General features: G+C 72.4%; 13 protein-coding genes. 9 read left to right on the top strand and 4 right to left on the bottom strand.

The window, feature by feature from the left end; translation table 11 throughout:
• The first annotated feature begins 59 nt into the window (after positions 1–59).
• The gene (locus J3P38_RS04840) at positions 60–1,331 is read left to right on the top strand and encodes an O-antigen ligase family protein (RefSeq protein ID WP_210502838.1); all 1,272 of its coding nucleotides are present in this window, start codon (positions 60–62) and stop codon (positions 1,329–1,331) included.
• On the opposite strand, the gene J3P38_RS04835 is transcribed toward J3P38_RS04840, so the two are convergent.
• From J3P38_RS04835 to J3P38_RS04820, 4 genes are all read right to left on the bottom strand, one after another.
• Complete coding sequence (locus J3P38_RS04835) at positions 1,328–2,413, bottom strand: hypothetical protein (protein ID WP_210438702.1); 1,086 nt, start codon at positions 2,411–2,413, stop codon at positions 1,328–1,330. The two genes, J3P38_RS04840 and J3P38_RS04835, sit on opposite strands and share 4 nt — an antisense overlap.
• Before the next feature lie 59 nt (positions 2,414–2,472).
• Positions 2,473–4,653 carry a fibronectin type III domain-containing protein gene (locus J3P38_RS04830; RefSeq protein ID WP_307807717.1) on the bottom strand — a complete coding sequence of 727 codons (2,181 nt, stop codon included), beginning with the start codon at positions 4,651–4,653 and terminating at the stop codon, positions 2,473–2,475.
• Positions 4,654–4,757: 104 nt separating this feature from the next.
• Positions 4,758–5,426 (bottom strand): CatB-related O-acetyltransferase, encoded by a 669-nt coding sequence (locus J3P38_RS04825; protein ID WP_210502837.1) that lies wholly within the window; start codon positions 5,424–5,426, stop codon positions 4,758–4,760.
• A gap of 2 nt (positions 5,427–5,428) precedes the next feature.
• On the bottom strand, positions 5,429–5,722 hold the full coding sequence (locus J3P38_RS04820) for an acyl carrier protein (protein ID WP_210438700.1): 294 nt from the start codon (positions 5,720–5,722) through the stop codon (positions 5,429–5,431).
• Between the two features lie 97 nt (positions 5,723–5,819).
• On the opposite strand from J3P38_RS04820, the gene J3P38_RS04815 reads away from it, so the two are divergent.
• From J3P38_RS04815 to J3P38_RS04780, 8 genes are all read left to right on the top strand, one after another.
• A complete protein-coding gene (locus tag J3P38_RS04815; RefSeq protein ID WP_246855627.1) occupies positions 5,820–7,373 on the top strand; it encodes a class I adenylate-forming enzyme family protein in 1,554 nt (517 codons plus the stop codon).
• Positions 7,366–8,199, top strand: a complete 834-nt coding sequence (locus J3P38_RS04810) for a hypothetical protein (RefSeq protein WP_210438699.1) — start codon at positions 7,366–7,368, stop codon at positions 8,197–8,199. Before J3P38_RS04815 ends, J3P38_RS04810 begins: the two co-directional genes overlap by 8 nt.
• A 31-nt stretch (positions 8,200–8,230) precedes the next feature.
• Positions 8,231–8,689, top strand: a complete 459-nt coding sequence (locus J3P38_RS04805) for a holo-ACP synthase (RefSeq protein ID WP_210502836.1) — start codon at positions 8,231–8,233, stop codon at positions 8,687–8,689.
• Positions 8,686–8,937, top strand: a complete 252-nt coding sequence (locus J3P38_RS04800; RefSeq protein ID WP_210438697.1) for a PqqD family protein — start codon at positions 8,686–8,688, stop codon at positions 8,935–8,937. The genes J3P38_RS04805 and J3P38_RS04800 overlap by 4 nt, the downstream gene beginning before the upstream one ends.
• Positions 8,938–9,074: 137 nt before the next feature.
• Positions 9,075–9,248: a lasso RiPP family leader peptide-containing protein gene (locus J3P38_RS04795; RefSeq protein ID WP_374222507.1), complete on the top strand. Its 174-nt coding sequence runs from the start codon at positions 9,075–9,077 to the stop codon at positions 9,246–9,248.
• 102 nt (positions 9,249–9,350) lie between these two features.
• Positions 9,351–10,538, top strand: coding sequence for an asparagine synthase-related protein (locus J3P38_RS04790; protein WP_210438695.1), 1,188 nt, complete (start codon positions 9,351–9,353; stop codon positions 10,536–10,538).
• The gene (locus J3P38_RS04785; protein WP_210438694.1) at positions 10,535–10,969 is read left to right on the top strand and encodes a lasso peptide biosynthesis B2 protein; all 435 of its coding nucleotides are present in this window, start codon (positions 10,535–10,537) and stop codon (positions 10,967–10,969) included. Before J3P38_RS04790 ends, J3P38_RS04785 begins: the two co-directional genes overlap by 4 nt.
• Complete coding sequence (locus tag J3P38_RS04780; RefSeq protein ID WP_210502835.1) at positions 10,969–11,997, top strand: phosphoenolpyruvate carboxykinase (ATP); 1,029 nt, start codon at positions 10,969–10,971, stop codon at positions 11,995–11,997. Before J3P38_RS04785 ends, J3P38_RS04780 begins: the two co-directional genes overlap by 1 nt.

Here is an 11,997-nt window from a genome sequence, read left to right as displayed (position 1 = left end):
TCATTCCTGCTCGCCTCGTCATCAGTGGCATGGGGGCCGCGGGGCGCCCGTCGGTCGCCGTGGGCATCCTGCTGCTGTTCCTGTGGTTGCTCTCCGCAGTCCGCGCACACCAACTCCCGGCTGGCCGCCAACCCGTGCGCTGGGTCGTGGGCCTGTTCGTGGCCACGCAGTTGGTGGGGTACGTCATCGGGTTTGACCGGTTCCCTTCAGCCATCGAGGCAAGTGCGGCGGACCGGTGGTTGATCCTCATCTTCGCGATGGCAGGGATCACCCTGACCGTCGCGGACGGGATGCGGACGCGGGCCGACCTGGACCGGGTGCTACGGCTGGTTGTCAGCATGTCGGCGCTGATGGCCCTGGTGGGGACGCTGCAGTTCTTCCGGCTCGTCGACATCGCGCAGCTCATCCGCATCCCCGGGCTGCGCCTCAACAACAGCCTCATCGTGGTAGGCACGCGAGGTGACACGGCCCTGGCCCGGGTGGCCGGGACGGCGAGCCACTACATCGAGTTCGGCGTCGTCCTGGCGCTCGTCCTGCCGATCGCCCTGCACTACGCCTACTTCGCCGCGCCGGGGCGGGCGCGACGATGGCAGTGGTTGCAGGCCTCGGCGATCGCCTTCGCGATCCCGCTCTCGATCTCCCGGTCCGCCATCCTCACCGTGGCCGTCACGTTCCTCCTGCTGTCCGTGATCTGGCCGTGGCGGCACCGCTACAACGCGTTCGTCGTCGGCATCGTGGCCCTCGCGGCGTTCCGCGTGATCAATCCCGGGGTGCTCGGAACCATCCGCTCGCTGTTCACCAACGCGGGCAACGATCCGAGCGTGCAGGACCGGATCGCACGCACCGACTACGTGCTGGAGCTGTGGAGCAGTCGTCCTTGGTTCGGCCGGGGAGCGGGGATGATCATCCCGGAGCAGTACATCCTGCTGGACAACCAATGGTTCGGGATCTTGCTCGCGGGCGGGCTGTTCGGCGTCGTCATGACGCTGCTCTACTTCGGGGCCCCCTACGGCATCGCGCGAAGCGTGCGCGTGCGGGGCCAGGACCAGGAGACGCGCCACCTCGCCCAGGCCCTGGCGGTCACCATGCCAGCCGCGGTCTTGAGCGCGGGGACCTTCGACGCGTTCGGCTTCCCGACCTGGGTCGGCGTGATGAGCATCTTCGTGGGCGCGGCGGGGGCGCTGTGGCGCTTGGACGGAGCCACCCCGTCCCGGCCCCTGCAGCTCGGGGACCCCTCCGACCGCTACGTGGCCCCACCGGTCATGGCGAGTGCCCGAGGCCGAATCCACGAGGCATGGGCCAGCACGGCAGGCCCCCCGGCGCTCCGCTAGTTCGTGGACACCCCCCAGCCCCTGGCGCTCAGTGCGGCCGCGGCGGCTGAACCTGCGGCGGAGGGCGTGGCCGCCGGCACGCCGTCCGGAGTACGACCACCCACGTCGACGCGGCCGTCGTCGTCGGCCACAAGCGTGTCGAGCGCGACTAGCACGGCGTCGACGGACTGCTGGTCGAGCGGGTTCTCCCGCGCGAGGTAGGAGGTGAGGGCAGCCGAGGTGGGCGCGTCGCACGTCCGCTGCCCGGTCGCCCACACCCAGTACTCCTCCACGACCGGGAGCTGGCTGTGCGGGATCGAGCCGTGGACCGGCTGCTCGCGGACGCAGTAGTGGTAGAGCGCCTCCATCGGTCCGTCGAGCGGCGCGAAGGTCAGGCCGTCGGAGCGCATGATCGCGGCGCGCAAGTCCTGGAGCGTACGGCGGACGGGGCGGAGGTCGAGCTCGGTCAGCCGGGAGTCCTCGACCACCAACCGCAGCAGTGCCGAGCACCCGCTGAGGTCGACGGCGTCGATCTCGGTGCGGTAGCACTCGACGTGCTCGAGCCGTGACAGCCCGCTGAGGTCTAGGCGGCCGGACAGGGGCGTGCGACCGGCGCAGAACCGGACGAGCTCGGAGAGCAGCGACAGGCCGGTGATCGCCGTCACCGGTTGGGGGTCGTGCTCGTAGGTCGCAGGCAGCGACAGCCGGCCGTAGTCGTCGCCGCGGTTGAAGCCGAGGTTGAGCGTCAGCACCTGGTCGAAGGCCGGTGCTCCGTCGGAGCCGGTCACCTGCAGGCCGACCCTCTTGACGTCGCCCACGGACAGCGTGGGTGCCGGTCCGGTGCCGAGCGTTGCCCCGGTGTCGAGGTCGACCCAGGCGATCTCCGCCCCGGAGATCGCGTCGTTGCCCGGCGCCAGCTCGACCGTGGGTCGCAGCGTCGGCCCGTCGACGTGCAGCTCGACCATCCGGCCGTCGACCGGCGCGGACGCGCTGGGACGCCGCTCGCGCGCGCCGGCGGCGCGGTCGCCGCTGCACGCCGACGCACCGCACGCCGCGGCGGCGGCGAGTGCGACGAGGACACCTCGTCGGCTGGGCGCGGTCATCGGTCTGGGTGACATCTGTTCCCTCGAGACTCCGGCCGCCGGACGTACGCGCGCCCGGCTCAGCCGGTCCTGGTGGTCACGACGCTCCCGGCGCCGAGCGGACTGATGTTGCCCACGCGGTCCTGGGCGAAGATCGAGTAGCTGTAGGTCGTGTTCGCGGTCAGTCCGCTGTCGGTGACGCCCTGCGCTAGCGCTGCGGGGAGCCTCACGGTCGTACCGCTGGTGTGCGTCGCCGGTGGCGTGGCGCCGACGGCGCGGCGCACGATGATCGTCTTGAGCTGGTCGTTGACCGGGTTGGTCCACGTGAGCGTCACGCTGGTGGGTCCGTCGACGGTGGCCACCGCCTGCGTGACGGGCGCCGGCATGGTGACCGGCACTGTGATGCTCACCGGCACGCTCGTGCGGCCGGCTGCGTCCTGGGTGAAGACGGAGTAGGAGTAGCGCTGCCCGACCTCGAGGCCAGTGACGTCCGTGGCGCTCGTGGTGACCGGACGCCCGGTCGGCACCTCGACGCCCGCTGTGACGGTGGCCGGGGGCGTCGTGCCCGGGGCGCCGCGCACGACGACGCGCACGGTGCCCGACGGGTACTGCCAGGTGAGGTTGACCTTCGCGTTCGTGACGATGGGCGCCTGCAGGTTGGTCACCGGGCTCGCCGTGGCGCCTCCTGCGGGGGGCTGCACGGCGCCGCTGAGGTTCGCGGTCACCGTGCTGCCGCTGCCGAGAGGACTGATGTTGCCGATCCGGTCCTGGGCGAAGATCGACCAGCTGTACGTCGTGCCCGGGCTCAGGCCGGTGTTGGTGACGGTCTGCGTCACCGGCGCGGCGAGGGTCACGTTGCTGCCGCTCGCCGCCGTGGCGGGCGGTGTCGTGCCAGCGGCGCGGCGCACGATGATCCTCTTGAGCTGGTCGTTGTCGGGGTTGGTCCACGTCAGCGTGACGCTGCTCGGGCTGTCGACCGTGTGAGCGGCCTGCGTCACCGGCGCGGGGAAGCTCGTCGGCACCGTGATGCTGGCCGCGGCGCCGACGTTGCCCGCCGCGTCCTGGGTGAAGACCGAGTACGAGTAGCGCTCACCGACCGCGAGGTCGTTGACGTGGGTGGCGTACTGCTGCATCGGTCGACCGGTGGGGACCTCAACGCCGTCGGCCACGGTGGCGGGTGGGACCGCTCCGGGCGCGCCTCGGACGATGATGCGCGCGACGTCGTGGTCGGTGTCGGTGGCCGGGTAGGCCCAGTTCAGGGTCACCTTGGCGTTCGTCACGACCGAGGCCAGGAGTCCCGTGACCTGGGTCGGCGGCGGGTCGTCGGCGAGCACCATGCTGTGCATCGCCTTGGCCGAGACCTGAGTGACTCCCGTGATGCCCGGCGGCACGGTGGTCACGCCGTAGGCGCTGTCGCCCCACGTGGCGACCGTGCCGTCCCGCAGCGCGACGAGGGTGTGCATTGCGCCGGCCGTGATGCTCGCGACCGGCGGAAGCCCGGCGGGAACGGTCGCCTGGCCGTGCTCGTTGCTTCCCCACGCGGCGAGGGTGCCGTCGCTCCTGAGGGCGAGGCTGTGGTTCCACCCCGCCGCGACGGCGACGACGTCGTGCAGGCCCGCGGGGACGGCCGACTGGCCGTACGTGTCGTCGCCCCACGCCACGACCGTGCCGTCGCTGCGCAGGGCGAGGCTGTGGTAGCCGCCGGCGTCGACGGCGACGACGTCGTGCAGGCCTGCGGGGACGGTGGACTGGCCGTCGGCGTCGCCGCCCCACCCTGTCACTGTCCCGTCGCCGTGGAGCACGAGGCTGTGGTAGCGCCCCCCGGAGATGGAGGCGATGTCGTGGAGGCCGGGCGGGACGTCGGTCTGCCCGACGTCGTTCTGCCCCCACGCGACCAGCGCTCCGTCGCGCGTGAGGGCGAGGCTGTGGAAGCCGCCGGCGGCGATCTGCGTGACGTCGGCGAGCCCCGGCGGCACGGTGGCCTCGCCGTAGCGGTCGTGACCCCAGGAGCGGACTGTGCCGTCCTCCAGCAGCACCATGCTGTGCGCGGTGGCCGACACCTGCTTCACGTGCGCCATTCCGAGCGGCACGTCGGCCTCGCCCCAGGTGTTGCGACCCCAGCCGATGATGGTCCTAGGGTCCCCGGGCGCGCCGGACGCCGGCACGACGGCCGCGCAGACGGACGCCACCACGAGGCAGGCGGCGAGCAGCGGCAGACGGCGCACGCGCCCGGACGAGTACGTGGACGAGACAGTGCGCACGGCATCCCCTAGGTGTGAGTGACGCCGGTCGCGACGACACGCGCAGGCACCACCCGCGACGCTAGGGTGGGAAAGGAGGCGCCGAATCCCCTGACTGGGGTATCTCAGCCGCTGGAGCCGCCGGTGTGCACGGGGTCCTGCGTCGCGGCTGCCACGAAGCCGGCCACGTCGTCGCTCAGCAACGTGCCGAGGTGCCTGCCGATGCGATCGACCGGCCAGTCCCACCACTTCAGCTCCAGCAGTGCGGCGATCTGCTCGGGCGGGAACCGGAACCCCGCGACACGCGCCGGGTTGCCGGCCACGATGGCATAGGGCGGGATGTCGTGCCGCACCACGCTGCCGGCGCCGATGATCGCCCCGTCGCCGATCGTCACGCCGGAAAGGACGAGCGTCTGGTGCCCGAGCCACACGTCGTTGCCGATGACGACCGCGCCCCGGGTGACCGACGTGTCCTCCGCCAGGTGGCGGTGGGTCTCGTTGAAGGGTGGGTACGCCGGGAACCGGTAGGTCGAGACGAAGTCGGCGCGGTGCTCGCCGCCGAGGACGATGTGCGTCCCGTAGGCGAAGGAGCAGAACTGCCCCACGGTCAGCATGGTGCCTGGGCCGCGGCTGGACACCGTGAGGTGCCCCCACGAGTAGCGCCCGATGTCGTACTGCCGGAGGTCGGCCCGTTCGTCGAGTCGCGTGGCCGAGGGGAGCTGACCGGGTGCCGGTCCCGCCACGCGCCGCGCCAGCCCCCGCAGCCGCGATCGCACGCGGGTGACTGCGGTCATGCTCAGCCGACCGCGGCGGCGGACCGCTTGCGGGCGACGAACCGGGTCAGGTTCTCGATGCTGTCGAGGTTGCTGGGCAGTGTCTCGTCGTCAGCGACGGTCACGCCCATGTCGGTCTCGAGGAAGTCCACGATCTCCAGGACGCCGGTCGAGTCCACCAAGCCGGACTCCAGCAGGGAGTCGCTCGTGCCCGGCAACCTCGAGTCGTCGCCGAACAGGAAATTCGTGACGATGAAGGTCCGCACCTGGTCTAGAACACCCTGGTCCAGAACGTCCTGCTCGTGCTGCTGATCCATCTCCGCAACCCCCATTTCAGCGATGACTGCCGACCGTCGGCCCGCCTAGGCTGGCGTAAGGATGACGCCAGAAGGCGACGCTGTACAGGGGGGGCTGATGGATCGGCAGGTTGCCAACGCGAGCGAGGTCCTGCTGTCCCGAGGACGCCCCGGCGACGTCGCCCTGGTGGACGCCGCCGGCCGTCACACCTACGCCGACCTGCGCCGCGCGGTGGGGCACCAGACCCAGCTCCTGCTGGACTGGGACCTGCCTCTGGGCTCACGGATCGCGCTGGTCGGAGGCAACTCCGCGTCCTGGGTTGCCAGCTACCTCGCGATCATGCGCGCCGGCCACACGGCCGTGCCGCTGGCGCCCGTGCTGACGGCCGACGACATCCGCAGCAAGATGGCCCACGTCGGGTGCGCGGGCCTGCTCATCGACGAGATCTCGTCGCGGCGGCTCCCCGCGGTGACGACGGCGTCCGAGCGCGCGGCCGCCAGCACCGGGGTGCGGGAGCTGCTCGCCAGCGGCGCCGCCTGCGCGCTCCCGGACGCGCGTCCACCGGCTGCGTCCGCCGTGCTGGTCTTCACCTCGGGCACGACGAGCCGCCCACGCGCGGTCATGGTCGGTCACGACAACGTGCTAGCCAACACCGCCTCGATCGTGGACTACCTCGGTCTCCGACGCGACGACCGCATGCTCGTGGTGCTGCCGTTCTCCTACTGCTTCGGCGCCTCGCTGCTGCACACGCACCTCGCGGTCGGCGCGAGCCTGCGCATCTGCGAGACCCAAGCCTTCCCCGAGACCATCGTCGAGGCGATCGACGACGACGGGTGCACCGGGTTCGCCGGCGTGCCGTCGTCCTACCAGCAGCTCCTGCGGGCGAGCTCGTTCGAGTCGCGCCAGCTGCCCTCGCTGCGCCACCTGCAGCAGGCCGGTGGGCGACTACCGAGCGCGCAGGTAGAGAGGATCGCCGCCGCCCAGCCGCACGCCCGGCTGTTCGTGATGTACGGCCAGACGGAGGCCACCGCGCGGCTGGCGTACCTCCCGCCCGAGATGCTCGCCGCCAAGGCAGGCTCGGTCGGCCGGGCGATCCCGGGAGTGTCGTTGCGGATCGCCGACGAGTGCGGGGCCGACGTCGTGCCCGGCGCCGTGGGCGAGATCCGGGCCCGCGGCGCCAACGTCACCCAGGGTTACTGGGAGGACGCGGAGGGCACGGCCGGCAGGTACGTCGACGGCGAGCTGCTGACAGGCGACTTCGGCCGCATCGACGAGGACGGCTTCCTCTACGTGGTCGACCGGCGCGACGACTTCATCAAGTCCTGGGGATACCGGGTCTCCAGCCACGAGGTGGAGGACGCGGCCCTGGAGGTCGGCGCGGTGGCGCAGGCGGCGGCTGTCGGCCGCCCCGACCCCGACGCGGGCGAAGCGGTCGTGCTCTTCGCCACCCTGCGCCCCGGCGCCGTCCTCGGCGTCGGGGAGATCGAGGCGCACCTGCGCGCGCGACTCGCCAAGCACCTCGTGCCGCACGAGGTCCGGATCCTCGACCACCTGCCGCTGAACCAGAACGGCAAGGTCGTCAAGACCGAGCTGCGCGCCTGGGCGCGCGTGGCCGCGGAGGCGCCGCCCGCCGGCGCAGAGCTCGTCGAACTGGGAGGACACCATGCTTAAGGCACTCGTCGCCGCCGTCGGCGCCCTGGGGCTGCTGGCCGCGCTCGGACTCGGGGCGGTCCTCTGGGCCGACCCCGCGGAGGGCGACCCGTTCGAGACACCCGACGCCACGTCAGCCGACCTCGAGGATGTCGCCGGGCACCGGGTCTTCTTCGGCCACAAGTCCGTCGGCTACAACATCCTCGACGCCCTGCCTCGCCTCTACGAGGAGCGGGGGGTGGCGGCGCCCAAAGTCGTCGAGTCGCGCGAGGCGCCTCTGGAGCCTGCCATCGTGCACACCCCCATCGGCGAGAACGGACATCCGCTCGAGAAGATCGCGGAGTTCGACCGGATCATGCGCGACGGGATGGCCGACGCCGTCGACGTCGCCATCGTCAAGCTCTGCTACGTCGACTTCCGGGAGGGCCGGGTCGACGTCGAGGAGGTGTTCACTGCCTACCGCGACACCCTGGCCGGGCTGTCGCGGGACTACCCCGGCACCTCCTTCGTCGCTGCGACGTCGCCGCTGACCACCGAACGCGGTCCGCTGGGCAAGGTGAAGGCCGCGCTCGGCCGGGGCGACACCCTCGGTCCTGAGCACAACGTCGTCCGCGAGCGGTTCAACGCGCTGATGCGCGCCGAGTACACCGAGCCCGGGACGCTGTTCGACATCGCGGCGATCCAGTCCACGGATGCCTCCGGCGCGCGCGTCAGCTACGAGCGCGATGGCGAGCACTACTACGCCATGGAGCAGGCGTACGCCTCCGACCCGGGTCACCTGAACCCGGACGGCGCCGAGGTCGCGGCGTCAGCGTTCGTCGCCGTGCTCGCCGACGCCCTTGCCTAACCTCGGGTCGTCCGCGGCTGGCGTGGTCGGGGTGGCAGGCGTAGTAGGTGTGGGCGTCGACGTGGCCGACGCCCGGCGCTTCGAGCGGCTGGTCGGGCGTGGGAGCAACCGGGTGTGGGCCCACTGGTACACCGAGGCCGAGGCGCGGGAGTGCCTGGCGCACAGCCGCCCCGGGACGGCGGCGGCGCTGCGCTTCGCGGTGAAGGAAGCCGCCTACAAGGCGGTGGGCGCCCACTTTGCGGACATGATGCGGTGGCGCGACATCGAGGTGCTCGGGCGGGAGCCCGCCTGGCGCCTCACGCTACGGGGCGACGTCGCCGCGGCAGCCGTGGCCGCAGGGGTCCAGCGGCTCCACGTCTCCACCTGCCGCACGGGCGGCCGGGTCCTGGCGACGGTCATCGCCGAGGGCGGTTCGCGCGATCCCGGCCGCGCCGGACACGCGCCCGTCTACGCTTCATCATCCACGCCGGACGCACAGGGGGACACATGAGGCTGCGCGACCACGACCTGGTGCTGCGGGAGATCGACGGCGAGACGGTGCTGCTCGACCTCGCCGGCTCGACGTACTTCGCGGTCAACCGGACCGGGACCTTCCTGCTCGAGCTGCTCCGGGACGACCAGGACCGCGAGTCGCTCGTGGACGCCCTGGCCCGCCAGTTCGAGCTCGGCGACGACCAGGCCGCGGCGGACACCGACGCCTTCCTGACGGCGCTGCGGGAGCAGGACCTGCTGGTCTGAGCCCGCGCGGCGACACGTTCCTCACGCGCCGAGCAGCCCATACCCCCAATTGGTCATTCCACCTGGGACGCGTCGTCCGAGCCGAGCGCCGCACCTATCTTCGGAGCCACATCACCGAGGGAATGGGGGCATGACAAGTGGAGGCATACGAGTCACCGAGCATCACGAAGGTGGGGACGGTCGCCGAGCTGACCCAGGGCAACATCTTCCAGCGCGGCCATGACAACAACCAGTGGATCCCGATCGGCGGTCCGTTCACCGGCAACGGTGGCGGACACGGGGGCGGCAACGGAGGCGGCTTCGGCTCCTGACGGCCACGAGGACTGGGGGCCGGCCCGGCCGGTCCCCAGTCCGTCGCGCTCGGACCTGCGAGCACGACATGGTCGGGACGAAGTCGACGTCGAGCTGACGCGATGACCTCACTCCTCGCCGCCGACTACTGGCGGCCCACGTCGTTCGAGGTGGCCACGAGCTGGGTGCACGGGCTCTCCGCCGTCCGCGATCGCGACGCCTCGCTCGCGGACTCGCCGCGCGGAGCGTTCGAGGCGGTCGTGCTGACCGCGCTCCGCCAGGCCCCGTGCTTCGTGGCCTTTTCTGGGGGCCGCGACTCGTCCGCCGTCCTCGCCGTCGCCACCCACCTTGCGCGTCGCCACGGCCTGCCCGAGCCCGTCCCGGTCACCGAGATCTACCCCGGCGTCCCGGAGTCCGACGAGTCGGAGTGGCAGGAGCTCGTGATGTCGCACCTCCGGCTGCGCGAGTGGGTGCGACTGGAGTTCCCCGACGGCAACGACCTGGTGGGCGCGGAGGCGCAGGAGTCCCTTCGCTCGCGCGGGCTCCTCTGGCCGGTCGCACTGCACTCCAAGCCCGCGGTCCTGCGCCGGCTGGGCGGCACGGGCTCCTACCTCACCGGCGAGGGTGGCGACGAGGTCCTCGGCCGGCGGCGCGGGGCCCAGGTCAGCCGGCTGTGGCGACGCGGAGTACGTCGGCTGCGGCCGGCGGACCTGCGCTCGGCCGGCTCCGCCCTCGCCCCTCGTGCCTTCCGCTGCTCGCGTGAGCGCGCGCGGCTCGACGCTGCCGACTGGCAGCCCTGGCTGCGCCCGGAGGCGCGGGAGCAGCACCACCGCCTGCTGGCCGCGGACCTCACCACCGAGCCGCTGTCGACGGCCCGGTCGCTGCAGTGGCTGGTGACGCGCCGCGCAGCGGCCATGGCGTCGCACAACTACGCGGTGCTCGCCGCCGACCACGGCCTGGTGCTCCACGAGCCGCTGCTCGAGCCGCGCTTCGTGCGCACCCTCGCCCGTGCCGCGGGTACGTGGGGCTACGCCTCGCGCACGGACGCGATGCGCTCGCTGTTCGCCGACGTCCTCCCGGAGGCAATCCTGTCCCGGAGGAGCAAGGCCTACTTCAACCGCGCTTTCATGGGCCAGGCGACGAGGGCCTTCGCCGAGCAGTGGGACGGCTCGGGGCTGGATCCCGAGCTCGTCGACGTGGAGGTCCTCCGCGCGGAGTGGCTCTCGGACTTCCCCTCCGCGATCGCGACCCCGCTCCTGCACGCCGCGTGGCTGGCCGCGACCCCCGCGCACCAGGACGGTGCCCGGTGACCGCGCGGCTGTCCGTCCACGGCGTCGGCCCGGCAGACCTAGTCCGGACCGCAGTCGCCTTCGTCCTGGCCGCCGTGGTCGAGGTGGGCCTGCGGTCGCTCCGCCTGCCGCGCCTGTCCCGCCTGCTCGGCGTCCCGCTGGACACCGCAGCCCGGCGCGATCCCCGAACCCCCGGCGTCGTCGTGGTTCCGCACCGGGCGCGGCGCAGGCTCGCCGCCACCCGGCGTGCCCTCGAGCACTGGCCGTTCGGTGACAGCTGCCTGCGGGTCGCCCTCGTCGGCGGGTTCCTGGTTCGCGACCTCGACCCGGTGCTGCGCATCGGCGTGGCCAGCCACGACGGCGAGGTCAAGGCCCACGCCTGGCTCGAGATCGGCGGCCTCAGCCTGGACCCGGGCTCGGTCGACTTCGCACCCTTCGAGAGCGTGCGGTGATGAGTCGCACCGCGGAGGAAGCCGCGCGCTTCGAGTGCCGGCTCTACGGCCTCGACATCGTCTCCGAGATCGACCTCTGTGCCCGACGGCCGCGGACCGCGACCGCGCTTCCCGTCACCGTCCGCGTGGGGGAGAGCGTGCCCGCCACGCGCGTGGTCCCCGAGGGGGAGCTCTCGGCGCAGTGGACGACCGGTTCTGGGTTGACCGCGAGCTTCGTACGTCGGCGGGACGGCAGCCACCTGCTCCGGTTCGAGTCGACGTGCGACGTCGTGATCGCCGAGGGGACCGACCGGATCACCGTGCACATGGTCGAGGGGGTGCCCGAGTCGATGGGCGGGGTGCTGGTCGGCGGAACGGTCCTGTCCTACTTGCTGATGCTTCGCGGCGACCTGGTCCTGCACGCCAGCGCGGTCGACGTCGGGGGCCGAGCGATCGGGTTCGTCGGGTCCTCTGGCATGGGCAAGACCACCCTGGCCACCCTCATGTGCCGCGACGGCGCCCTGCTCGTCACCGACGACGTCCTGCAGGTGGCCGGTGACACGACGGGGGACCCCCGGTGCGCTCTCGGGGCCACCGAGCTGCGGCTGCGCGCCTCGGCGTCCGGACTGGCCGACGCCTTCGCGGAGGGGGGCTCGCACCGCCCGACGGCCGACGAGCGGCGGGCGCTCAGCGTGCCCGCGGCCACCGACGATGACCTCCCCCTGGCCGCGCTGCTGATCCCGCGGCCCGACCGCCACGGCTCGGGGCTCGCGCTCACGCGCGTGCCGCCGGCCGCGGCGGCGCTGAGTCTGCTGTCCTTCCCACGGATCCTCGGGATCCGCGACCAGCGCATGCTGGCCGGCCAGTTCGCGCAGGTGACCGACCTCGCGGCGCGCGTCCCGGTCTTCGTCGCCGACGTCCCGTGGGGCCCGCCGTTCGAGCCCCATCTCGCGACCCGCCTCCTGACCGCGCTCGACGACGCGCTCGACGACGTCCGGGGACATCGCCGAACCGAGGACGCCGACCGAGAGCTGGGTGCACGATGCTGA

This window comes from Nocardioides xinjiangensis, from assembly GCF_017916455.1.
Classification (GTDB): Bacteria; Actinomycetota; Actinomycetes; order Propionibacteriales; family Nocardioidaceae; genus Nocardioides; species Nocardioides xinjiangensis.
The sequence above is the reverse complement of the archived record's forward strand: the minus strand, read 5'-3'. Positions and strand labels throughout refer to the sequence as shown.